The sequence below is a fragment of the Myxococcales bacterium genome, from assembly GCA_012517325.1.
GTDB lineage: Bacteria > Lernaellota > Lernaellaia > Lernaellales > Lernaellaceae > JAAYVF01.
Genome location: JAAYVF010000130.1, coordinates 1 through 25119 on the forward strand (window position 1 = coordinate 1; position 25119 = coordinate 25119).

General features: G+C 60.3%; 17 protein-coding genes. 9 read left to right on the forward strand and 8 right to left on the reverse strand.

The genetic code is table 11. The features are described from left to right. Nucleotides 1-466: 466 nt before the first annotated feature. Nucleotides 467-1198 (reverse strand): SDR family NAD(P)-dependent oxidoreductase, encoded by a 732-nt coding sequence (locus GX444_20850; GenBank protein ID NLH51033.1) that lies wholly within the window; start codon nt 1196-1198, stop codon nt 467-469. 129 nt (nt 1199-1327) lie between these two features. On the opposite strand from GX444_20850, the gene GX444_20855 reads away from it, so the two are divergent. Together GX444_20855 and GX444_20860 are read left to right on the forward strand one after the other, a co-directional pair. Then, nucleotides 1328-1936, forward strand: coding sequence for a YbhB/YbcL family Raf kinase inhibitor-like protein (locus tag GX444_20855; GenBank protein NLH51034.1), 609 nt, complete (start codon nt 1328-1330; stop codon nt 1934-1936). A 179-nt stretch (nt 1937-2115) separates the two neighbouring features. Beyond that, nucleotides 2116-4845, forward strand: coding sequence for a S8 family serine peptidase (locus GX444_20860; protein NLH51035.1), 2730 nt, complete (start codon nt 2116-2118; stop codon nt 4843-4845). Between the two features lie 86 nt (nt 4846-4931). On the opposite strand, the gene GX444_20865 is transcribed toward GX444_20860, so the two are convergent. Further along, the gene (locus GX444_20865; GenBank protein ID NLH51036.1) at nt 4932-5723 is read right to left on the reverse strand and encodes a YhfC family intramembrane metalloprotease; all 792 of its coding nucleotides are present in this window, start codon (nt 5721-5723) and stop codon (nt 4932-4934) included. Nucleotides 5724-5918: 195 nt separating this feature from the next. Here GX444_20865 and mutY point away from each other — a divergent pair, with 195 nt between their 5' ends. From mutY to GX444_20885, 4 genes are all read left to right on the forward strand, one after another. Then, nucleotides 5919-6974 carry an A/G-specific adenine glycosylase gene (mutY, locus tag GX444_20870; protein NLH51037.1) on the forward strand — a complete coding sequence of 352 codons (1056 nt, stop codon included), beginning with the start codon at nt 5919-5921 and terminating at the stop codon, nt 6972-6974. Nucleotides 6975-6979: 5 nt separating this feature from the next. Further along, nucleotides 6980-7717 (forward strand): NAD-dependent deacylase, encoded by a 738-nt coding sequence (locus tag GX444_20875; protein ID NLH51038.1) that lies wholly within the window; start codon nt 6980-6982, stop codon nt 7715-7717. 145 nt (nt 7718-7862) lie between these two features. Then, nucleotides 7863-9866 (forward strand): transketolase, encoded by a 2004-nt coding sequence (gene tkt, locus GX444_20880; GenBank protein ID NLH51039.1) that lies wholly within the window; start codon nt 7863-7865, stop codon nt 9864-9866. A gap of 139 nt (nt 9867-10005) precedes the next feature. Continuing rightward, a complete protein-coding gene (locus GX444_20885) occupies nt 10006-11172 on the forward strand; it encodes a hypothetical protein (protein ID NLH51040.1) in 1167 nt (388 codons plus the stop codon). A gap of 79 nt (nt 11173-11251) precedes the next feature. On the opposite strand, the gene GX444_20890 is transcribed toward GX444_20885, so the two are convergent. Continuing rightward, nucleotides 11252-13129 (reverse strand): hypothetical protein, encoded by a 1878-nt coding sequence (locus GX444_20890; GenBank protein NLH51041.1) that lies wholly within the window; start codon nt 13127-13129, stop codon nt 11252-11254. A 78-nt stretch (nt 13130-13207) separates the two neighbouring features. Beyond that, on the reverse strand, nt 13208-13531 hold the full coding sequence (locus GX444_20895; GenBank protein NLH51042.1) for a hypothetical protein: 324 nt from the start codon (nt 13529-13531) through the stop codon (nt 13208-13210). A gap of 94 nt (nt 13532-13625) precedes the next feature. Here GX444_20895 and GX444_20900 point away from each other — a divergent pair, with 94 nt between their 5' ends. The 3 genes from GX444_20900 (at nt 13626) to GX444_20910 (ending at nt 19342) form a co-directional block, all read left to right on the forward strand. Continuing rightward, entirely contained in the window at nt 13626-15053 is a 1428-nt protein-coding gene (locus GX444_20900; protein NLH51043.1) for a hypothetical protein, read from the forward strand. A gap of 245 nt (nt 15054-15298) precedes the next feature. After that, the gene (locus GX444_20905) at nt 15299-16555 is read left to right on the forward strand and encodes a hypothetical protein (GenBank protein NLH51044.1); all 1257 of its coding nucleotides are present in this window, start codon (nt 15299-15301) and stop codon (nt 16553-16555) included. Between the two features lie 15 nt (nt 16556-16570). Continuing rightward, nucleotides 16571-19342, forward strand: coding sequence for an Ig-like domain-containing protein (locus GX444_20910; protein ID NLH51045.1), 2772 nt, complete (start codon nt 16571-16573; stop codon nt 19340-19342). 47 nt (nt 19343-19389) lie between these two features. On the opposite strand, the gene lpdA is transcribed toward GX444_20910, so the two are convergent. The 4 genes from lpdA to GX444_20930 form a co-directional block, all read right to left on the reverse strand. Then, nucleotides 19390-20796 carry a dihydrolipoyl dehydrogenase gene (lpdA, locus tag GX444_20915; protein NLH51046.1) on the reverse strand — a complete coding sequence of 469 codons (1407 nt, stop codon included), beginning with the start codon at nt 20794-20796 and terminating at the stop codon, nt 19390-19392. Beyond that, the gene (locus GX444_20920; GenBank protein NLH51047.1) at nt 20786-21832 is read right to left on the reverse strand and encodes a hypothetical protein; all 1047 of its coding nucleotides are present in this window, start codon (nt 21830-21832) and stop codon (nt 20786-20788) included. Before GX444_20920 ends, lpdA begins: the two co-directional genes overlap by 11 nt. Nucleotides 21833-21891: 59 nt before the next feature. Next, nucleotides 21892-23088, reverse strand: a complete 1197-nt coding sequence (locus GX444_20925; protein ID NLH51048.1) for a zinc ribbon domain-containing protein — start codon at nt 23086-23088, stop codon at nt 21892-21894. A gap of 162 nt (nt 23089-23250) precedes the next feature. Beyond that, a complete protein-coding gene (locus GX444_20930) occupies nt 23251-25110 on the reverse strand; it encodes an acyl-CoA dehydrogenase (GenBank protein NLH51049.1) in 1860 nt (619 codons plus the stop codon). Nucleotides 25111-25119: the final 9 nt, after the last annotated feature.

A 25119-nucleotide genomic window follows, 5' to 3' on the forward strand; every position in this document is an offset into this window, starting at 1 on the left:
CAGTTTCTGGATTCTCGGGTATCCCGTGTCAAGTTCTCCGACCAGCGCTACTGTCACCTTGACGGACGGCGTTTCTTATCCATCGAGAGGAATGACCGTCCACGCCAACGCGGTCAATATCCTCTACACCGAGCCGTTCGGAGGCTCGACAAACCCCGGTTGTTCCGAGGAATAATTCGTCACGGCTGAACCGAATCGAGCGGTCGGGGGCCAGTGCCTCTCGGCCGCTTTTGCTTTTCGGCGCGTAGAAAGAAGTGGCGATAATTGTCGCGCTTATCAGGAATGGTTCTTAATAATTAATGTAAGGCAGGCGCAAACGATCCCGACTATTTGATTGGAAGGCAGGATACCGCGACTCTGGACCTGAAACAAAGCCTTCCACTCGTCAGCGAGGGAATCATTCCCTCACTTAAAGGGCTTCTATCCATCCTCTCTTCTGGCGGGTTCCAAACGGAGCCCGTCATCTTTATTTTTTCAGGCCGGCGACCCGGCGAAAGAGGCCGGCGGGCACGAAGCGCAAAAAGCCCATGCCGATTCGCATCGGCAGCGGGAAATTGATCGTCAACCGATTGCGTTCGATCCCGGCCAGAATATAGTCCGCCGCCTTCTCCGCCGACCAGAGGAAAAGCATTTTCTCTTTGTTTTTCGCCGTCATGGGCGTGGCGACGAATCCCGGATGCACGACCAGAAACTCGATCCCGCTCTTTCGACCGTAGGTCACGCGGAATGATTCCATCAAGACCGAAACCGCCGCTTTGCTGGCGCAATAGGCGGCCGCGCCGGGCAATCCGCGGTATGCGGCCAGACTGGACATCGCGACGAACTTTCCCGAGCCCCGTTGCGCCATGCGGGGATACAATTCATTCATGACGTGAAGAACACCGAAATAGTTGGTGGCGAAGGTTCGCTGGTGCACGGCAAGGTTGATCGCCTCGGGCGGATCAAGATCGCCGATCCCGGCATTTAAGATCGCCACATCCGGCACTTGCGGCAATTGGGCGCAAACGGCCTTGACGTCCTCGTATCGGGTAACGTCGCAGGCGAAGGCGAAGAAACGGTCGGGATATCGCTTCGCGGTCTCGTTAAGCACTTCCACTCGACGCGCCAATCCGTAAACCGTCTGGCCGCGGTCGCACAACAAACGCGCCATGGCGGCGCCCATTCCCGACGATGCTCCGGTGATTAGAAAAATCGCCATTGTCCACTCCTGACACCGATAAAATATGGGTTCGCTTGCTTGGACAAAAACGGGTCATTATTTTCCTCGCAGACCAATTGTTCGACTGCCGGTGAAGCGCCACTATAAGCATGATTCAAGGAGAAGGCCATGAAAAACGTGTCGGTGCTTTTCGCGATTTTTTTGGTATTGACGGGCGGTTTGTTCCTGGTCAATTGCGACTGTGGCGGGGCAAGCGACGACAGCGACTCGACCGGCAACGATTCGACGCCCGCGGCCGCCGGTTCGTTCGCTCTGACCTCCCCGGCCTACGTGAGCGCGGGAACGATTCCCCTCAAGTACGCCTGCGCGGAAAAAGGCGGACAAAACCTTTCGATTCCCCTGGCCTGGAGCAACGCGCCGGCGGAAACCCTCGCCTTTGCCCTGACGCTGAAAGATCCGGACGCGCCGAACGGGACGGTCGTTCATTGGGGATTGATCAACATCCCGAACGACTCGGGGCAACTCAACGAGGGGATCGGCGGCCAGAACTTGCCGAGTGGATCCTGGGAAACGCTCAATTATCGAGAGGAAATCGGCTATGGCGGCCCCTGCCCGCCGGCCGGCCAATCGCACCGCTACATTTTCACTCTCCATGCCCTGAGCAAGGAATTCGCCAAACCGGCGAGCCATCAGTCGGTAGGGGAGATTCAGAGTGAGTTGGATCAAGCGACCATCGCCAAAGCCACCTTGATGGGTTACTACCCGACCAAGCCGTGACGGCCGATCCGGTTTTTTCCGCGCCACAAGTAAAGGAATTGAAATTCTTTTTTTACGTCTTATAATCCGTCAGTCAAAGCGAACGGCACACGAGGTGTCGTTTCGGCTTTACGGTTAGGGAAACGGTAAACCAACGGGTCGGTTTATCCGCAGGATCCACACTAGCAGAGGGCTACTACATGCTTAGAAGAATCATCCCCTTCATGTTGCTTCTTTTCTTCGTGGGAGCGACCGGAGCACAGGCGGCTTGGGTCGATCCCAATCTGACGAAGGAAATATCCGAAAACGGCCAGGACGATTGGGTAGGCGTTTACGTCGTACTCCAAGACCAGGTCGATCTGCGCGGCCTGTTGGCCGAACTGAAAGAAGAAAACGCCAGCCTCGCCCGCCGGCACTACGAAGTGATTACGGCGTTGCAGGAAAAAGCGGCGGAAACCCAGCCGGAATTTCTGAGCGAGATGCGCTCGGCCAAGGCCGCGAATCTGGTGAAGAGCATTCACCCCTTCTGGATCGCCAACGCGGTGGCGCTGACCATCAAGCCGACGTTCCTGAACGAATTGAAAGATCACCCGGACATCAGCTCGATTTTCCTGGATTACCAGATCGAATTGATCACGCCGGTGGCGGTGAAAAGCTCCGCGGCGGCCGGCAAGGGCGTTGAAAACGGCATCACCGTTTCGCGCGCGCCGGAACTGTGGAACATCGGCATCGACGGCACCGGCCGCCTGGCCTGCGACCAGGACACCGGCGCCGATAGCACGCACCCGGCGTTCGGTAGCCGTTGGCGCGGCAATGACGCGGGCGTCACCCCGGCGGAAGCCTGGTTCGATCCGGTCTACAACGAAACCACCCCGTCCGACTCCGGCCAGCACGGCACCCACACCCTGGGCACCATCCTGGGCGACGACGGCGGCAGCAACCAGATCGGCATGGCGCCGGGCGCGAAATGGATCGGCGCCAAGACGATCGACACCCCGGGCGGCAACATCTTCACCGACGCGGTCGCCGCGTTCGAATGGGCGGCGGATCCGGACGAAAATCCGAGCACCATGGACGACGTTCCCGACGTGGTCAATAATTCGTGGGGCTTGTCCCAGAGCTATTACGGTTCCTGCCGCAACGACTTCAACGCCTCGATCGTCGGCTGCGAGGCGGCCGGCGTGACCGTGGTGTTCGCGGCCGGCAACGAAGGATCGAGTTCGCGAACCCTGCGTTCGCCGGGCAACCAGATCATGAGCGACGTGCAGGTCTTCTCGATCGCCGCCCTGAACCAGGACGGCACGACCGCCGCGAGCTTCTCCAGCCGTGGTCCGTCGGATTGCGACGGCACGACGATCAAACCCGAAGTCTCCGCGGTCGGCGTCGACGTGCGCAGCGCCATGCCGGGTGGCGGCTACCAACTGATGAGCGGCACCTCGATGGCGACCCCGCACGTCGCCGGCGCGGTGGTTCTGCTCAAGCAGGCCTACCCGGAAGCCACTCCGGAAGACATCAAGACCGCGCTGTACATGTCGGCCGTCGACCTGGGCACCGCGGGCGAGGATAACACCTTCGGCCGCGGTCGCATCGACATGATCGAGGCCTACAACTGGCTGACCGTCCACATGATCACCCCGGACGGCCGCATCGTGCTGGATCGCGACGGCTACTACAGCTGCGACGACATCATCACCATCACCGTGACCGACGAGGATCTGACCGGCGCAAGCATCAACGTGAACGTCGCCAGCACCAGCGTGCCGGCGGGCATCACCGTCGCTTTGGCCGAAACCTCCAACGCGCACATCTACCGCGGCACCGTGACGACCGTCGCGGCGGCCGATCTCGATCTGGCCGACGGCGACACGATCACCGCCACCTACATCGACGCGAATGACGGCAACGGGCACACCAACGTGACCAAGACCGACACGGCCACCGCCGATTGCCTCGCGCCGACCTTCGCGGGCCTGCAATCCGCCACCCCGGGCGACTACCAGGTCGTCCTGGGCTGGAACGCCGCGTCCGACCTCAACCCGGTCGTTTATTACATCTATCGTTCGCTGACTTCCGGCGTCTACGCTTTTGACACCCCGTTGGCTTCAACCAGCGCGCTGACCTACACCGATGAAACCGCCGAAAACGGCACCACCTACTACTATGTGGTGCGCGCGGCCGACACCGTGGGCAACGAAGACGACAACACCATCGAACTCGACGCCCTGCCCGTCGGCCCGGACCGCCTCTTCACCGAGGATTGGGATTCCAAGGCCATCGGCGACTGGGAAATCGTCAACGGCGGTTGCAGCGGCACCTGGACGGTCGACAACCCCGGCGAGCGCTCCTCGCCCTATTGGCAGGACAACTTCGTGATCGCCGACTGCTCGACCTGCATCTTCGGCAACTTCGACGATTACCTGACCTCTCCGAGCATCGATACGCGCCACTACACCGATCTCGAACTGCGCTATTCGCACGAGTATTGGAAGGGCGGCCTGTTTGAAACGGTGATCGTCGACATCTCCGCCGACAACGGCACCACCTGGACCCAACTGAAAAAATACAACGACGACGCGGAAGGCGAGGAAGCGCTGACGCTGCCCGCCACCGTCGAGGGCCGGGCTCACTTCAAGTTCCGCTATCACTACGGCGCCAGCGCCCTGATGGGCTACTTCTGGGGCATCGACAACATCGAAGTGACCGGTTGGCCCGACGGCACCGGCGATGACGATGACGACGACGATACGGCTCCGGATGACGATGACGACGACAACGACGACGCCAGCCCGGATGACGACGACACCACCGGCGACGACGATGCCGGCGATGACGATGTCGCCGACGACGACGCGGCCGACGATGATGCCGCCGATGATGACAACGACAGCGGCGACGACGACGACAACGACGATTCCGGCTGCGGTTGCTGATAAAACCGCGCTACCGTTGAAACAAAAGGCCGTCCCCTTCGGGGGGCGGCCTTTTTCTTAGGCGGTCAAGATCCGTCGCCGGCGGGTTATTGCGGTTGGTCGGCGATCAAAGTCGGTTCCGGGGATGAAATTTCGGGCTCGGCCAGTTTTTCATGCCGAATCCACCAAATGGCGACTCCGGTCAGTAGAACCAGCAATCCTTCCGCAACCCAGATATTGGCGAGTTTCATCGCGGTGACCGCGACCAGATTCAACAAGCCGTGGGCGGCGATCGCCGCCAGCCACCAGCGAACGGCGCGCCGGCCGGCCCGAACCGCCCGCAGAACGAGCAAGGTGAACGCAATGTGGGCGAAGGTGGCCAGGATTCTTTCCACGCTGCCGACCAGCGGCATGTAGAGCGGCAGCACTTCCAGTTGCGCCCGGACCTCCTGGACGGCCGCCGGCAATTTCGCCACGGGCGCGAACAACAGGTACAGGTTGCCGATCATCGAGCCGAAGCCGAGGAACAGCATTTCCATACCGCTGTGCCCGAGGCCGAAAAACACGCCGTTGTGCCAGCGATGCGGCGGTTTCAAGATATACCGCAGCACCAGATAACGGCCGCTTTCTTCAAACAGACCGGCGGTGAAGCACAGCATGACCAGCCACGACCATTCGATCACGGGGCTGCTTTTGATCCAATCCGCCAAAAAATGCGAAGCGAGCTGAACCGCCGGGACGCGGGTCATGATCTGAAAGACGAAAAAAGTCACGTACCCGAGGATGAAATAAAGCCACTTCCCGTCGGTTTTCTTACGCCAGATAATCCCAGCGACGATCGGGAAAAGCAGATTGAATAAACCGACCAGGACCAGCGTGACGATCAGCGGAATATTCATGGGCCGAAAAATCCCCTTGGTTTCGTCCGCTTTAGCACGATTGACCTCCCCCGGCAATTTGGAATACCCGAGCTATATCTCCAACCCGCGTGAGCTTTGAGCGATATTCCGGATGAAGGCCGGGGCCGATCGGGTTATATTAAAGGCGAAATGAGAACCACGGCCCCGAGTCTCACCCCCATCCGAAAAAACGCGTTGCGGCGACAATTAACGGCTTGGTTCCGCGCCAATGCCCGCGAATTTCCCTGGCGAAGCGAACCGACGCCATACCGCGTCTGGGTCTGCGAGATCATGGCCCAACAGACGCGCTTGGAGACCGTATTGCCGTATTTCGAGCGATTCACGACGCGGTTTCCGGATATCGCTGCCCTCGCCGCCGCTTCCGAGGATGACGTCCTGGCGCTCTGGTCGGGGCTGGGCTATTACAGCCGGGCGCGTCATCTTTGGCGCGCGGCGCGAATGCTCGTCGACGATTTCGCCGGCGAACTGCCGCACGATTCGGCGGCCTTGCAGTCGTTGCCCGGCATCGGCCGCTACACCGCCGGCGCCATCCTTTCCCTTGCTTTCCGGCAATCGGCCCCGATTCTGGACGGCAACGTCAGTCGCGTGCTGGCGCGGTTGTTCGCCCTCGAAACGGATATCCGTTCGACGGAAACGCGGCATGTTCTTTGGCGGCTGGCGGCCGAATTGGTGCCGGAGCGTAATCCTCATCTTTTCAATGAGGGCCTGATGGAACTGGGCGCGCTGATTTGCACGCCCACCCGTCCGGCCTGCGGTTCCTGTCCGCTACGGCGGCAATGTCTGGCCCTGGCGCAGGAGAAAACCGAAATTCTGCCGAGGCGCGGAAAAGCGGCGCCGGCTCGCGCGGTCGACTTGCTAGTCGCGGCGATTTTCAACCGCCACGGACGGGTTCTGCTGTTGCGCAATGAATCGATAGGCTTGTTCGGCGGTTTGTGGGCATTGCCGCAGATCGCGGCTAACCGCCGGGATTCGATTCGTGTCGATAAACAAGAATTGAGCGGCTTTTGCCGCGAGTTGCTCGGCGCATCCCCGGCAAAATGGGATCGCGTCGGGAAAGCGGAACATCAACTGAGCCACCGCCGGTTGATCGCCACGGTTTATCGCGGCCGGCTCGACCGGATGGAACCGACACTCGCGCGGCCGCATCGTTGGATCGACCCGCTGAAACCGCCGGCCGATCTCGCCCTGGCGGCGTTTACCCGCAAATTGCTGCGGTTGGGCAAGGAATGAACCCGATGGAAGAAAAAATCACGGAACTGGCGCGGCGGATCGGGCAGGCGAAAAAAATCGTGGTCTTGTCCGGCGCCGGCTTGTCGGCCGAGAGCGGCATCCCCACGTTTCGCGGCGCCGACGGACTTTGGCAGAAATACAACATCTTCGAAATCGCCACCCCCGAAGCCTTCGAACGCGATCCGGAAATGGTGTGGGGGTTTTACAACCAGCGGCGGACCGACGCGCTGGCTTGCGAACCCAATCCGGCGCACTACGCCTTGCGCGAACTGGAAGAACTGGTCCCGGACTTCCTGCACATCACCCAGAACGTGGACAACCTTGCGCAGCGGGTCGGCATGAAAAATATCCTGGAGTTGCATGGCAACCTGTTCGCCACCCGTTGTTCGCAGTGCGACAGCCCTCATCCGCATCTGGATGGGATCGTGCCTTTTCCCACTCATTGCCAACGCTGCGGCGCCCTGGTGCGGCCGGGAGTGGTCTGGTTCGGCGAATCGGTCAATAAAATCGGCGAGGCGGCGCACGCCTTGCGCGCTTGCCAAGTATTCCTGGTGATCGGCACCAGCGCTCAAGTGCAACCGGCGGCCTCGCTGGCGTTGCTGGCCAAGCAGCAAAATGCCTACGTGGCCGAATTTAATGTCGAGGAAACGGACTTGTCCGACACCCTGGATCTGTTGGTTCTCGGTCCGGCCGGCGAAACCCTGCCGAGGCTGATCGATCGGCTGAAACAACACGCCCGCTGACCTAACCTCGCCCGGCCCTGGTTGGCGTTTATTTTTCGGGCGGCTATACTGATCGCCGTTCACGGAAAGAAATCGAAGCGTTGCCGATTGGGAAAAAACCACGTTCGTTCACGATTTGCCGCGAGCCGCGAGGGAGTAAATCATCATGCCGCATAAACTGGATCAACTGGCGATCAACACCATTCGTTTTCTGGCGGTGGACGCGGTGCAAGCCGCCAATTCCGGCCACCCGGGCGCGCCGCTCGGCGCGGCGCCGATGGCCTACGTTTTATGGGACCGGGTGCTCCGTCATCATCCGCGCCAACCCCGCTGGTTCAACCGCGATCGGTTCGTGCTTTCCGCCGGCCACGCCTCGGCGATGCTCTACGCTTTGCTGCACCTGACGGGATACGATCTATCGCTCGACGACATCAAGAATTTCCGGCAATGGGGCAGCAAGACTCCGGGGCACCCGGAATACGGCGAAGTGCCCGGCGTCGAGGTTACGACCGGCCCGCTCGGCCAGGGATTCGCCCACGGCGTCGGCATGGCGCTCGCCGAAAAATGGCTGGCCGCCCGCTACAACCGGCCCGGCCACGCGATCATCGACCACTTCACCTACGCCATCGTTTCCGACGGCGATTTGCAGGAAGGCATCAGCTACGAAGCGGCGAGCCTCGCCGGTCATCTGCGGCTCGGCAAGCTGATCTATCTTTACGATGACAACGGCATTCAGATCGAGGGATCGACCGGCACCAATTTCACAGAAGACATCCATCGCCGCTTCGCGGCGCAGGAATGGCAGGTGATCGGCCCGGTGGACGGCAACGATGTCGCGGCGCTCGAAAAAGCGATCGCGCTCGCCCGCCAGGAAACGGAGAAACCGTCCCTGATCCACGTCAAAACGGTCATCGGCTTCGGCAGCCCGTTCGCCGGCCAGGCCGATTGCCACGGCTCTCCCCTGGGCCCGGAAAAAGTCGCGAAAACCAAGGAAACGCTCGGCTGGCCGTTGTCGCCGGCGTTTCACGTGCCGGCCGAGGTGGCCGAATACCTGGGCCGGGCCGTGGAGCGCGGCGCCGGTTACGAAGCCGAATGGCAACAAAAGTTCGCCGCCTATGCCGCGGCTTATCCGGAATTGGCCGAAAAATTGCGCGGCCAGATGGAAAACGCGCTGCCGGCCGGTTGGGACGAAGGCCTGGCGGAACTTTTCGCCGGTGAAACCAAGCCGGTCGCGACGCGCGCCGCCTCGGGCAAGGTGCTGAATCAGCTCGCGAAGAAAATCGACTGGCTGCTGGGCGGCAGTGCCGACCTAGCCCCCAGCAACCAAACCTGGATCAAAGGCGAACCCGAGTTGTCGCCCGAAAATCCCGGCGGCCGCAACATCCATTTCGGTGTCCGCGAACACGCCATGGGCGCCATCGCCGGCGGCCTCGCCCTGCACGGCGGCATCATCCCTTACACCGGAACCTTCCTGACTTTTTCCGATTACATGCGCACGCCGATGCGCCTGGCGGCATTGATGGGTATCCGGGCGATCTATCTCTTCAGCCACGACAGCATCGGTTTGGGCGAGGACGGCCCGACGCACCAGCCGATCGAACACGCCATGCTGCTGCGGCAGATCCCGAATCTGGTGCTGATCCGGCCCGCCGACGCGGCCGAAACCGTGGAAGCCTGGAAAGCGGCGCTGACCCGCGACAACGGCCCCACCACTTTGCTGTTGACCCGGCAGAACGTGCCGATTTTCGACCGCGCAAAGTACGGCGCGGCGGCCGGCCTGCATCGCGGCGGTTACGTGTTGTGGGATTCGACCGGAAAAACCCCACAGATCATTTTCATCGGCACGGGATCGGAACTGTCGCTGGCGCTGGCGGCCGGCGAAAAGCTGGCGGCCGAAGGCCTCGCCGTCCGCGTCGTCTCGTTGCCTTCCTGGGAGTTGTTCGACCGGCAGGACGCGGCGTATCGCGAAACGGTGTTGCCCGCGGCGGTCCGGGCCCGCGTCGCGGTCGAAGCCGGCAGTACCCAGGGATGGCAAAAGTACGTGGGGCTCGACGGCGCGGTGATCGGCCTGGATCGTTTCGGACTCAGCGCGCCCTTTGGGGTCTTGTACGAAAAATTCGGTTTTACGGTCGAGAATCTGGTCGCCACGGCGAAAAAGTGCTTAAAATGATCGCGGGAACGAGCGGCGCCAGAAAAACCCTTTGACAAAACAGGCGGATCTGGCTACCCATAGAGTGTTATCCGAAAACATTTGGCGTTGGTCGCTCGTGGCGAAAACGTCTCCATTCGACTTGCTACAGGAGTGAGAAATGAAACGTTTGGTATTTGCGTTGGCATTCTCGCTGGTATTTGGTTTGGCGGTAATGGCTTTCGCGGAAGGCGAAGAAGGCACTGCGGTGAAAACCGACTGGACCAGCAACATCCAAGTCGGCGGATACATCGACGTCCGTCCCAGTTTTTATTGGTTCACTCCCGAAAACGGCGACCTGAAGGAAACGCATCAAAGCGACATCGTTTTTTACCAAGCCGGCCTGACGGTCACCGCGGTTCCGTTCTCCGCCGTACGCGGCGTGGCGACCGCTTACTACGGCGAAGGGCCGGTCAACTGGGCGAATACGGATCTGGGCAACAATGCCGCCGGTTCGCTGTATTTTGACGAGGGCTACCTCCAACTGGGCGACGGCAACGGCCTGTATGCCCGCTTCGGCAAATATTACATCCCGACGGTCTCGAAAGACACCTTCGGCATGCATTTCAACCTGCTGCAACGGAACCTGTATGCCAACCCGGTAGCGCTCGGCGCGGGCTACAACCACAAGTACTTCGGCGTCAGCGCCCACCTGTTCAACGGCCGGCACGACACGGTCAGTTCGTCGGGCAACCCGGACAACGACATCATCGACACCTACTCGGCGGCCCTCAATGTCAATCCGCTGGCGATGTTCGAACGTTACAACCTGACCATCGGCGGCTTCTACCTGACCGACGCCACCGAAACCTGGGGCCAGTTCGACGCGCTCTTCAACGGCCCTGCCATCAACTACGATGAAAACGTTCCCCTTTACGGCGGCTACCTGGTCGGCCGGTTCTACTTCTCCGATCTGGTCGGCCTGGGCGTGCGCGGCGAATACGCCACGACGGGCAAGTTCGACAAGGAAGATTATCTCGACGCCAAAGGCGACGATACCGCGATCAGCTTCATGAACGCCGAAGTGGCCTTGTTGTTCTGGGAAAGCGTGCTGCAGTTGGGCGGCAAGTACGAGTCGGTCAACGGCCTCGACTATTTCGGCGTCACCAGCCCGACCAGCCCGTATTACGATCCGAAATACGAAGCCGTCAGCTATCACCGTTACGGCGGTTTCCTGCGCACCAACCTGATGGAAGAGCTTTCCCTCGGTTTGGAATACCTCGCCGGCGCGGATGACGAAGGCAATGCCGACAAGGAATTGCAGATCCAGGCGCGCCTGGATTTCTAGCCCCTCGTTTGCGTCCGAAACAAGAGGCCGACCCTCGCGGGCCGGCCTTTTGATTTTATGCGGCAACGAGTAATCGCGCTTACGCCGCCGGCTTCAACGCCTCCGGTTGTTCCGTCGCCGACGCTTGCGGCACCTGTCCCGCCCTTTCCATTGTGATGTAATAGATTTGGATCAGCGCGCTGACCGAGTGCTGCACGTAATCGATTTGAATTTCCGGGCTCCAGTAGCTGAACATATAGCCGCCGAACGCCGCCTTCGGATGCGTGAAAAACATGGTGTTGACGTCATCGTACTGGTTGCGCATCAGGAACGCGGCGCCTTTTTGCAACACCTCGAAATAGCGTTCCCGTTGTTTGGCGTCGTTCAGTTGTTGCGCCAGACGATACAGCGCGCCGGTCGCCTCCAACCGGCAAGCGGTCGCCACCGAACTCGGGTTACGATAATAACCGCCGATCAGGGTTTCGTCCTTACCCGAATCGTTGAACTTGGCGTCCATGGCCTTGAAAATGCGTAGGGCATGCGCCACCTGGTTGGCCTTCGGCTTGAATTTGTGCACCTCGTTGATGGCATAGCCCAGCCAATGATCGTGCGGGATCTGGGCATCGTCGATTTTGGCGTCGCGCACGTCGGCGATGTAGTCGATGCCTTTGGACGCCACGTCGATCCAATGCGGATTGTTGTCGATGGCGTGCAGCGTCGCCAGGCCGAAAAAGGCCTCGCCCGGGTAATAAAGCACCGGCTTGTCCTTCTTGTCCTGATCCGCCGCCGCGAGGTAATACCGCATCCGCACATCGCCGTTGGGCTGCATCAGGTAGTCGATGAACTTGGCATAGCCTTCCATCAACGGCAGGTACTGCCGATCGCCGGTCGCTTTGGTGTACCAACTGAAGGCCAGCAGCGACAAACCGGCGCCGCCGAGTTTGGCATATTCCATTTTCGGATCGAACAGCGCCTGCCAATCCATTTTTTTCGCGTCATCGTCGTTCGGGCCGCGCGAATGCTTCTGCAACCAGCCCAGCGCCCGCTTCGCCGCCGCGAGCATTTCGGGATCCTGCGTGATTTCATAGATCTGCATCATGGCGAAGGTCGTGCCGGCATGGCGCAGCTCGTTGTACGACTTGGAATAACGGTGCGTTTGCGGGTAATACAGGTAGTTGAACTCGCCGTCTTCCTTCACCGCCTGCTTCAAATATTCGCCGGTATCGACGATCGATTTTTTCAGCCGCTCGGGCGTGGGGTCGTAACCGTCGGCCCGGCCACCGCGTTTCAGGTTCCAGACGCCGCCGTTGCCGTCGTCCATGAAGGAAATGGTGGTGAACAACGCGTAGGTGAGCTGGTCGGCGCGGATCTGATCGCGGGCCACGCGACCGATGCCGCGATGTTGCAACAATTTTTTCATCATCGAGTAGGAGTAGCGGCCTTTTTTGTCGATCACGCTCCAATCCTGCAGTTCCTGCGGGAGCAAGGCGACCGGCGGATCGGTTTGGAAAATGGCGCCTTGCGTGGAGATGTCGCCTTTCCAGTGCTTCTTGGTTTCGTACGAGCGCTCATCGGTGCTTTCATCGATCAAATCGATGCGTAAAACGGCCTTGTCCAATTCCTCGTTGGCGGCCAGCCGCCGGAGGTTGTCGACGGCATTTTTCAAGGCTTTTTGAATGGAATCGCCCCAACCGTAGCCGGTCAACGCCGCCTGGTTGGCGCGCGGCAGGCTGACGAAAACGCCGCGTTTTTCATCGGCATAGATCCGCTTGTAGCGGTCCCGATCCTCGGGAAGCGTTTCGCCCTTGAGGTAGGCATGCGCCAATTCGAGCGCGTGCTTTTTTTCCAATTCGGTGAGCGTCGTTTTGCGAACATTATAAAAATCCGCGTTTTTCGACCGCGTCTGCCCACAGGCGGCGGCAAAACCGATCGTCACCAGCAGAAACAAAACCAAAATCATCGTGCGCTGTTGCCGCATGCTTCCTCCGTGCGTCCATGAGAATCGCGAATGTAACAACCCACCTTCCCGGTCGTCAATCAGGTGTCGATCGTTAGACTATTTCTGCGCCCATTTGATTAAATCGGAATGAATCCGTTCGAGACGGCTTTGTTCGCGCCCGCGGCGGCGGCATTGCTCCAGAAAGCCCGACCAGACCATCCCCAAAACCAAACCGGCGGCGGCGGCGACCAGGGCGGCGACCCAACCGACGCTGAACAGCAACGCCACGGCCACGAGCAATCCCGTCAGATGGGGCCAGAGTTCGAACAGCCACAACGGCAGGTTGCGATACGCCAGCTTGATCAGCATCAGGGCGATCACCACTCCGGCAAACCCGAGGATCAGAAAGAACAGAATATGCAAGGCGTCGTATTCACCCATCGCTTTTCTCCATTTTTCAGCCTCCGCCGAAAAAACAATTTGTCATCACCGGATGCCCTAGTTATAATTTTTCTCGCTTCAGGAAACAATGCACATGACCAAGGACGAAATTCTCCTCGCCTTACGCGAGCGACGAAGCCTGGCGGGGCTGGAGCCGGCGAACCTGGATTTGACCGGCGTCGATTTTACCGGCGTGGATTTATCCGGGACCACCTTTCGCGCTTGCCGGCTTTCCGGAGCGATCTTTCGCCGGGCCGTCTTGTCCGGGGCGCGTTTCGATCGTTGCCGATTGGCCGGCGCCGATTTTACCGAAGCCGACTTGCGGGGCCTTGGTTTTTCGCAGTGTCGGGGCTTGCCGCCGCGAACCATCGCCCGCTTGGAGTCACAAGGAGCTGTCGTGAATAAACCAACCGGAAACTATGCGGCGATCCTGGGTGCGGCGGTCATTCTATTGACGGCGCTTTTGGTTTATTGGCTCGTGCCGAATTCTTCCCCGTCGGTGAACCCGACGAATCCGTCCGCGGCGGCGCCGGCGACCGACGCCGCAGCGGCCAAACCGGAAAACGAGGAAGCCGCCGCGCGACAGGCCGAGGAAATTGGCGATTGGCCCGGCGCCGTCGACCGGCTGCAAAAATTGACCACCCGCGAGCCAAACAACGCCCAACTGTTGTTGCGCTACGCCCGCGCCGCTGAAAACGCCGAACGCTACGATGTCGCGGCCGCGGTTCTCGAACGCCTGAAACCGCTCTCGCTCGGCGAGGCCGAACGGTTGCAAATGCAGACGCTGACGGCGGCGCTGCAAATACGGACCGGCAAGCGCGAGGAAGGCAACGCCCTGTTCGCTCAAATGCTGACCCAACACATCAGCGAGGCCGGGCTGTTGAATCGCCGCATGATCCTGCTGGAATGGGGAACCGTGGCCTGGAAAACCGGCGATCTGAAGGGGGCGCGGCAGCATTTTGAGGCGTTGCTGGCCATCAGCGCCCCGGAAGAAGCCGCCGGCATCAATCTGAATCTGGCGCTGGTCGAACGCGCGGCGGGCAACCGCGCCGCCGAAAGAGCGGCCTACCTGGCGGTCATCAACGACGCCAAGGCCTCGGAAACCATGAAAGCCAATGCGGAAATCGCCGTATCGTTGTTGGACCTCGAGGGTCAGGAACCGGGAAAACGATTCGCCGCGCTCGGCGTCGCCATTGCCAAGGGCGCCGACCCCGGACAGGCTCTGCAGGCGATTCGGCGGATCATCGAACAAAACGGCAAAAAGCTGAGTCCCGAGGCGATGATCGCGCTTTATCGTCAGGCGATGCCTTTACTGGAAAAAGCTGCGCCGCAACTCAATGATTTGCGGGTTGACCTCGCCAACCTATTGCTGCGGCAGGCCATGGCGGATGAGGCGCTGAAGATCTATCGGCAGGTGGCGGAACAATCGCCGGTCGCGGCGCAACGGGCCTGGGCCGCGGACATGGCGATGGAACTGCAAAATCGCCAAAAAGCGAGCGAACCGGCGCCTGGCGCCAAATGAGGCTCACGCCCCTTTCCGCCACGGAACGCATCCTCGGTCGGGCGGAAGATAACAGCGTGATTACAGGCATTTTATCAGGTATCGACCGAAAGTCGTTTGACACCCTGACAAGGGCTATGTTAATTGTGATATTCAAGTTTTAGCAACGGTCCGTTCAGTAATGCCTTTGGCATGACGATTCGCAAAACCGTGCGCTTCCTATCGTGATGAGAGGTTTCGGCCTTTTCTCGAAAGGGGTTCTCCTGATGCAGCGTATAATCCTTTTAGCGCTAACCTGTTTGATTTTGCTTGTTGCCATTCCCGCGTTCGCCGGCCTGGGCGGTACGGGCCTCAATTACGGCTTCGGCGCCCGGGGCATCGCTCTCGGCGGCGCGTATTCGGCTCTTTCGGGAGATTCCTCGAGCGCCTTTTTCAATCCGGCCGCCATGGCCATGCTGGAAACCTCGCAGATCGGACTGTCTTACTTGTACGCGCAGCCTGAATTCTCCGGCGGCCCCAAGGGAGACCCCTACACCTTCGACCATTCCAACAAGATCATTCAGGCCAACCTGGCGACCAAATTGAACACGCTGTTTAAAACCGAGCACCCCTTCTTCTTCGGTTTGAATATCGCCCTGGATGACAACACCGCCGCCTTCATCCGTTTTCGCGACGTGCAAAACCCCGAGGGCGAATACATCCGCTACGGTTCGTTCGGCTTCACCCTCAACGCCACCCTCGGCTTCGGCATCACCGACTGGCTGTACCTGGGCGGCGGCGTGCTGACGACGCTGCACGCCACCTCGCAATTCACCGTCAGCACCGATCTGTCGGGCAAGACCCAGCACGAGGGGAACACCCTGGAAAGCGACACGGTCTTTGCGCCCCTGGCCTCGGCGTTGCTGCACTTCGATCTGGTGGACATCGGCGCGACTTTCCACGGCCGCCACTGGGGCCAATTGGCACCCATTACGGTCGAAGCCGAAGCGAACGTCGGCAGCAGCCCGCTGGCCTCGTTGCCGATGAAGCTTTATTACAAAGACAACTACAGCCCGCACCGGGTCGGCCTGGGCACCTATTGGCGGCCCCTCAACTGGATGAACATCGCGGCCGACGTGGTCTGGCTGAATTGGGGCGACTTCGACGACGAAATCACCATTGACGACCTGCCCCGCCGCGATATTCCGATCGAATTCAAGGACATTTTCGTGCCGCATCTCGGGTTGGAATTCGTGCCGATCCAAAACCTCTTCGTGCGGTCCGGCTACTACTACGAGGACAGCCCCATCGTGAAAGGCGGGACGAGCCAGAACATGATGCTGGACAACACCAAACACGTCGGCAGCGCCGGCGTCGGTTACAACTGGCAGAATCCGCCGCTGTTGCGTTATCCGCTCGGATTTGATGCCGCTTACATCCTGCAATATTTGGTGCCGCGCGACATGGAATCGTCCGACAGCAAGAAATACGAGAGCTCCGGCTACATGAACGGCGTCGTGGCCACCCTCACTCTCCGTTACTAGAGAAAGGAAACGGCCATGTCGATCAGACGATTGCTGATTATTGCCGCGGCCTTGTGTTGGCTGGCAATGCTGGGTTGTAACGGCGATTACAACCAGACCACGCCGGTCTATCAAAACGATTTGCCGTTCACGGCCACCTATACCTATCCCACGCCCAACATGCGCGAGTTCCCGGTCACCGGGTCGATGATCATCCATTTCAACAAGGATCTGCATCCCGACACCGGCCCGGACATCGTTTCCCTCAAGCGGATCGAAGCCAACGACTCACTCACCGATATTCCGGTCAACGTCGCCATCGCCGGCGGCAACCTCATCATCACGCCGTCGCAGTCGTTGCTGCCCATGTACCGCTACGAATTGACGATTTCCTACGACCTGCGCAGCATCGACAACGAAAAGCCGGCTTACTCGAAGGACGGCTTGTTCCTCGCCTTCGAAACGCTGGGCGAAATGCCGCTCGACGGCGTGCCGATGCGGGTTTCCTCCGTGATGCCCGATCCGGACAACGACCCGTGTTTCGATTTCAACACGTTCCGCGTGTATTTCACCGAACCGGTCAATCGCCAGTCGGTGGTGAACGGCAAGACGTTCATTCTCACCGACGAAGCGGGCAGCGTGGTGGACGGCACGATTTTCGCCCGCGCCACCCAGGTGGTGTTCGACCCCTTCGAGGATCTGCAGGCCGGCGACTACACCCTGACCCTGACCCGCGGCATTCTGGACGCCGGCGACGAACCGCTGGCCGAGGAAACCAGCTACACGTTCCACGTGAAAAGCAGCCAGCCGCGCAAAAGCCTGGTGATGGAAAATTGCCCGACCCTCGGCACCGAAAGCAGTTGCGAAGCCGTCGCCATGCCGGAAGATCTGCCGCGCAGCATGTTGACCGGCGAGTACGCCAATTCCATGCTGGTCGACAGCTTGTTGCTCGGTCCGACCCGCACCTACATCAGCGGACAACTGAAAACCGAGTTGGGCGATCCCGGTTCGAGCCCCAGCCAGATTCCGCTCATCATTCGCAAGGGCCAGGTGCTGCACGCCACCAACATCGTCTCGAAGCTCGGCGGCGCAATCCCCACCGGTCTGGAAACCGGCGAGATCACGATTCACGTCCTGGCCGATTCGATCGGTTTCCTGCAGGCGTCCGATGTCGACACCCCGGTCACCGGCGGTCCGGCCTCCGTCTCCCTGACCCTGGACGCGGCGATCACCACCACCGCGGACGACGCGAACATGCTGATGTCGCAGATCATCCTCGGCACCCGGTTGCAGGGCATCGCCTACGTCGATCCGACCACCGACCACCTGGAGCTGGAAATCGCCGGCTTCGCCGAGTTCTTCATTTTCGGCGAACGCATTCGCACGATGATGAGCTTGACCATGTCCGACGCCATCACCGACTTGCAAGCCGAGCCGGACACCGCCCCGCCGGTGCTGCGGATGACCGGCCCGACGCCGAACGAAACCCGTGTCCGGCTGGGCAACGCGATCTATCTGCTGTTCGACGAACCGGTCACCCCGGCCAGCGCGACGCAAGCCATTTCCCTGCGCGCCGCCAACGGCGGTATCGTTCCGATGCGTTACGTTTTCGCGAACGGCGCCAAAATCCTGTTGGTGCCCTGGGAGCCGCTGGAGCCGGATTCAACCTATACCATCTGGGTCGATCCGGGGCTGGCGGACATCAACGGCAACGAAACCATCACTCCCCTTGCGCGCACCTTTACCACCGGCGCGATCGAATGGGGCGAGGAACCGCCGGTCATCGGCACGACCAGCCCGGGCGCGGGACGCGATCCGGCATACTTCGCCGGTCAGATGCCGATCGAGGTCTGGTTCAGCCAGATCATGGATCGCGACAGCATCGTGCTGGGCGACAGCTTCGACGTGCTCGACCTCTCCGCCGAAAGATCCGTTCCCGGCACCATGCTGGTGTTCTTCAACCGCATCGCGTTTTACCCCAACGAGCCGTTGATCGCCGGCCATACCTACCGGATCGTGATGACCGACGACATCACCAACTACGCCGGCGTCAAACTGGATCTCGACCGCGATCATCAGCCGGGCGGGCCCGACGGCTTCCACGAGCGCTGGATCGAATTCATCGCCCTGGAGCGCAATCGGTGGGTGCCGCTGCGCCTGATGCTCTCGCCGGTGATCGACGTCAACGGTTCGGGCACCATCGACAATACCGAAACCATTCCCGACCAGGACACCAACGTTTTCCACATCAAGAATCCGCTCATTCCCGACCCGAGCTATGCCGTCGGATACATGATCGCCTACGTCAAGGGCCTGGCCTACAACGAGTCGGGACAGCCGTACATCGACATCGAACTGGGGCAAGGCATCAGCATGATCTCGACCAGCACGCAGGTCGACCTGAGCGTGATTTTCGGCCTGTTGGGAATGGGCGATCTGCTGGATGCGAAAGACGGGCTGTTCTCGCCGATGGGACGGATCATCATCGACTTGATCGAGCCGGGACTGGCGCCCTCGACCGAATCGGTCCACCACACCACGGCCTTGGATGTGTCGATGCTCGCCTATTTCGGCGTCGATAACAGTTACATCAACAACCTGTTGGAGCACGAAGTGTCGCTGAAGGCATCCGGGGATCTCACCTTCTCCCAGGAAGGCCTGATGGTCGTGGATATCACCGGCAAGATGACGCTGCACCTGAACCTGGTCATCCCGCTGATCAACATCACGATTCCATTGCCGCTGCCGACCACGGTCAATCTCCGGGCGGTCAGCCGCAACCCGCTGTCGTGGTGGAACACTTTCTGAGCAACGGATATTAAAACGACTGAGGGCGCTGCCGGCAGCGCCCTTTTTCATTTGCGCGGCAGGTGGATCGGCCAACCCAGGCCGAGTTCGGCGGCCTCATGCCAGCCTTCGCTCAAGGTCGGATGCGGGTGAATCGTCCGGGCGACCTGGTGCAACGTCAATTCGTTTTCTAGGGCCAGCGCGGCTTCGCCGATCAACGCCGAGGCGTCACGGCCGACGATCTCCGCGCCGACGATCACCTGATCCGGCAAGCGGTAGATCCACTTGAAGTACCCCTCGCTGGCGCCCATGGTCAGCGCCTTGCCGAGCGCCTGATACGGAAAAACGGCTTCCTCGACCGATACTCCACTGGCGTCGGCGGCTTCTTTGGATAGCCCGACTGTCGCGATTTCCGGCGCGGTGAAGACGACCCCGGGGACGGCGCGCGGCGCAAAAATCGCGTTCTCGCCGGCGATCGCCGCCACGGCCACCAGCGCCTCCGCGCTGGCTTTGTGCGCCAGCATCGGCCCGGGGACGATGTCGCCGATGGCGAAAATCGCCGGGTCCTTGGTTCGCCGCTGCCCGTCCACCTCGATGAAACCGCGTGAATCGCGCGTCACCGCGGTGTTTTCCAGGCCGATCGAACCGGTGAACGGTTTGCGGCCGACCGTGACCAGGATTTTCTCGGCCTCCAGGATGCTCGTCGCGCCGTCCGGGCCGACGACCGTCAGTTTGCCGATGCCGCCGGCAACTTCCAGGCCGGTCGCCTTGGTTTGCAGCAGCGTCTTGATCTTCAACCGCCGCAAGTTGCGCTCCACCAGTTTGACGGCGTCGCGCGGCTGGCCGGTCAGCAAGCCGTCGAGCAACTCCACCACCGTGACCTGGCTGCCGAGCATGGCGTAAACCGTTCCCAATTCCATCCCGATGTACCCGCCGCCAACCACGATGAGCCGCGGCGGAATTTCACCGAGCGCCAAAGCTTCACGGCTGGAAATCACCACCTGGCCGTCGAAAGGAAGCCCGGGCACCTCGAACGGTTTCGAGCCGGTGGCGAGAATCGTCGCGCGGGTGGTCAGTTCACGCTCACCACCGGCCTCGCGGACGCGAATCGTCTTGGCATCAATGAATGAAGCCTCGCCGGCGATCACCGTGGCGCCGGCGGCTTTCAACAACGAGCCGACACCGGTGGTCAGGCGTTTGACGATCCGATCCTTCCAGGCGATGGAATTGCGCCATTCAATTGCCGGTTTTTCCACCGCGATACCCAGGGACCGGAAATCGCCGATCGCGGCGTAGGCGTCGGCGACGTGGATCAACGCCTTGCTGGGAATGCAACCATGATTCAGGCATTCGCCGCCCAGGGATTCCTTTTCGATCACCGCGGTTTTCAACCCTTTTTGCGCGGCGCGAATCCCGGCGACATAACCACCCGGGCCCGCTCCGATCACCACGACATCGAAGACTTCACTCATCATTCCCCTCGTTTTCCGCGGCCGGCGTGGTCGGGCCGCCGGTGGAATTCTTCTCATTCGCCAGATCCACCAGTTGCCGGTCGATGCGGTCGCGCAGATCACCGACCGGCGACCCGGCATTCTCCGCGATGGTCAACTGGTCTTTCAACGCCCGCAAACCGACCGCGTCGTCGGCCGCCGTATAAAGATCCAGCAGCCGCATGGCTGTCGCAAAATCATAACCATTGTTTTGCCAGATGGCGACCAGATACAGTTCGCGGCAAAGTCGGATCGCCTGCTCGGCGGGCCCGCCGGCGCCCAGTTGCTGGCATTCCGCCAGACCGCTTTCGTTATCGGCCTTCGCGTTTCCCGTCGCCCTGATGCTTTCCAGCCAGGCGCGGATCAGGGCGTGGTTGTCGCTCAACGGCTGGGAAAACGAAAAACACACATCGAAAATCCGTTGATCCTGAAACAGCGTGGTCGCGACCCATTGCCGGCCGGTGGCCGGCGAAACGTATTCGCGACCGATCGCGGTCAACGGGCCGCGCGACCATTTCCACAGATGGGACATCCGCCCGCCGCCGCTCTCGGCGATCATTTCGGCCTGAATCTGCCGCCGGCCGATCCAATCCAGCAGGCGCCAGGCCGCGATCCGCGTTTTCAGGGACGGTTGGCGAGTGGTGCGCAGCACCTGCAGCACTTGCGCCGGCGACCAATCCTCATTGAGCAACCAGGAACCGGGAAACGGCGCCAACATGCGCAACCGTTCTTTTAGAGGTTGAGGAAAAAACGCGACGCGCGCTTCGGACGGCGATCCGGTCGCCTGATAATAAACGGTCAATTCCCCCGGCAAAACGCGGGAAATTTCGTAACCGCCGGCCTGAAAAGGGACCGCCAGCGTCACTCCCGGCAGCGAGAGGGTCGAAAAATGAAGCACTTGCGGCGGCGGAAACGACGGGTTGGTCTGCAATTTGACGATCGGCCCGGCGGCGGGCAGACCGGACACCGACCAGGCCCAGAAATTTAGCCCGATGCCGCCGATGAGCAGCAAAGCCGCCAAGGTAACAAAGAGCCAGCGAAATCGTATCTTCGTGATCCGATTCGATTGCCCGGTGAATTTCATTGCCACTCATCGGGTTTGCCGTCACCGTCGGTGTCGGTGCCGCTGCGGGCGAATTTACCTTCCGCGGTAAAGGACTGGAACGAATCGTAGATTCCGTCGGCGTTGGAATCGAGTTGAATCCACCGCGTCGTGCCGTCCAGGTTGAACAAGGTTTCCTTGTCGAAAAGCCCGTCGCCGTTGGTGTCTTCCTCCAAGGAGACGCGAATCCCTTCGCCGTTGAGCGATTCGATTTTCTCGATGACGCCATCGCCGTCGCTGTCGTAGCGGCGTTGAAAGATTTGCCGCGAACCCCGGTAAACGAGATACAGATCCAGGTAGCCGTTTTGCTTGGTGTCCGATCCTTCCATCAACAGGCGACCGGTCGCATCGTATCGCTCGTAGGCGTCGAATAAACCGTCGCCCGTGCGATCGCTCCAACTTTCCGACAACTGACCCTTGACGTTGAAGAATTCGATCTTGGACACCAGGTTGGGATTGGGGTTCGCGTAATGGTACGCAATGCGCACCGCGTCGTTCCGGCCGAAGATCTGCACTTGATCGACCCGGCCGTCGGCGTTCGTGTCCAAGCGGGCCAGGCGCGGCCGGCCGTTCACGTCGAGCAGGACGATTTTTTCCATCACCTTGTCGTGATTTTCATCGAACCGGCGTTCCACGACCTTGCCGTCGGCGCCGTAAATATCCCAGAGATCGGTTTTCCCGTCGCCGTTGGCGTCGATGGGTTTGGCTTCGCCCGGTTTTATTTTTTCGACTTTGGCTTCGCCGGTGAACCGGCCGATCGCCGCGTAGAAAATCGCCACCACGGCGATCAGCAACGCCACGATGATCGGCGCGATATAAGCGGCCTTCGGCGAGCGCGCCTCGGTCGGCGCTTCGCCGGCTTCCTTTTTCTTGGCGATGACCCGGCGAATCGCGGCGTTTTTTCGGGTCGACATGCCGCACTCGGGGCAGATCTGCTCTTTCAAAGCGACCGTTTTACCGCAACTCGCGCAGGTTTTCGTGAAGAGCTGACCACAGGCATCGCAGCGGTCGTAACTGTAGTTTTTCGTCCCGCAATTCGGGCAGTTGATGCCTTTCAGGATGGGGGTCGATCGCGTGGGCCCGGGGGATAAAAGAGCGCCGCAAAAGGTGCACTGAGTGCTGTCGAACGGAATTTCGTTCTGACAGAGCGGGCAAACAATTAAGTAATCCTTCATTGCGCTCCCGATCGGTTCAAAAACCAGCTAACAGGATTTTGCCGAAAAATCAAGACGTTTTCGGCAAATCGAGGCTTCGGGATGCGGCCGGGCGAACCCTCGCCCGAAAAAAAAGCCCGGGATCGCGAGATCCCGGGCCGGTGAGGATCAATCGGTGATCGGTTAGAAGATCACGTCGAACGGGCTGGTGTCGCAAGTCTTGAAGTAGTCGGCGATGACCTGCGCTTCGGGCAAAATGTTGTTGACGAACCAGATGGCCGTCTGAATCTTGTTGTGGAGGTAGCGAGCTTCCTCGTTTTCCTTCACCAAGGCCTTTTGCTTCGCCGCGTCGCCCGCCGCGCCCTTTTCCTCGTACAGCTTGTTGAGCAGTTCGCTGGCTTTCACCGCCATCTCGAGGTGCAGGTGCGAGAGCAGGATGTGACCGAACATGTCGAGGAACGGCCGCGCCTGGAGAATCGGGATCAGCTTCTCTTTGAAGCTTTCCTTCTTCATGAAGCCGCCGAGGCTCATCACGGTCATCGCCAGGGTTTCCTGGGATTTCTGCAGCTTTTTGACGTAGGCGCCGAGCGCGTGGCCGGCGTTTTTCTGGCAGAAACCGGCCAGTTCCTGCATGTAGGTCATGAACAGGGTGCCGCTCTTCATGGTCAGTTTGCGGCCCAAGAGATCCATCGCCTGAATGCCGTTGGTGCCTTCGTAGATCGAGGTGATCTTGGTGTCGCGGGCGTACTGTTCGACCGGATACTCGGAGCAGTAGCCGTAGCCGCCGTACACCTGGATCGCCTGCTCGGTGACGTCGTAGGCCCAATCGGAGCAATAAGCTTTGCAGATCGGGACGAACAGCTCGACCAGGCCGTGGTAACGGTCTTTGTCCGAGCCTTCGGAGACCTTGGAAAGGTCATCGTAGTAAGCCGTTTTGGCCAACAGGGCGCGGAAGCCTTCGGAGAAGGCCTTGCAGAACATCAGCATCCGGCGGATGTCCGGGTGTTCGACGATCGGGACGCCCGGCGCGTCGTGCTGGGCCATGTCTTTCACGTGACGGAACTGGACGCGCTCTTTCGCGTAATTCAGGGCGTTGAGCCAGGCGGTGTTGGCCACCGCGGCCGCCTGCAGACCGACGTACAACCGGGCTTCGTTCATCATCATGAACATGTACTGAATGCCGCAGTTTTCCTCGCCGACCAGCCAGCCCTTGCACTTGCCGTTTTCGCCGAAGTTCAACGTGCAGGTGGCCGAGCCCTTGATGCCCATCTTGTGCTCGATGCCGCCGGTGGTCACGTCGTTGAATTCGCCGATGCTGCCGTCGTCGTTAACCAGGAATTTCGGGACCAGCAACAGGCTGATGCCCTTCACGCCTCCCGGGGCGCCATCGATGCGGGCGAGCACGGGGTGAATGATGTTTTCGCACATATTGTGATCGCCGGACGAGATGAAGATCTTCGTGCCGGTCACGTTGAACGTGCCGTCGGGGTTCCGCTTGGCGGAGGTCTTCACCGCGCCGACATCGGAACCGGCGCCCGGTTCGGTGAGGCACATGGTGCCGGCCCATTCGCCGGTGAACATCTTGGGCAGGTACTTGTTCTTGAGTTCGTCGCTGGCGAAGTGATCGAACATGCGGGCCGCGCCGATCGACAACTCGGGATACATGGTGAACGCGGTGCAAGCGCCGCAGAAGAATTCCATGAAGATCATGTTGATGGTGGCCGGCCAACCCATGCCGCCCCATTCCGGGTTGGCGGACAGGGTCAGGAAGCCGTTTTCCACGAAGGTGTCGTAGGCTTCTTTGAAGCCCGCCGGCACGTAGACGTGGCCGTTTTCGAACTTCACGCCGTTCTTGTCGCCGATTTCATTCAGCGGCGCGATGACGTCCTGGGCGATTTTCAACGCCGTCTGGACCATCTGCCAGGCGGTGTCCCAGTCAAAGCCGGCTTCCTGGAATTTGGGATATTTACCCAATTCCCCGACATTCAAGTAATCCTGCAAAACGAAGCGAATGTCGCGCTCGTCAACCAAGTAATGGCCCATGGGTACCCT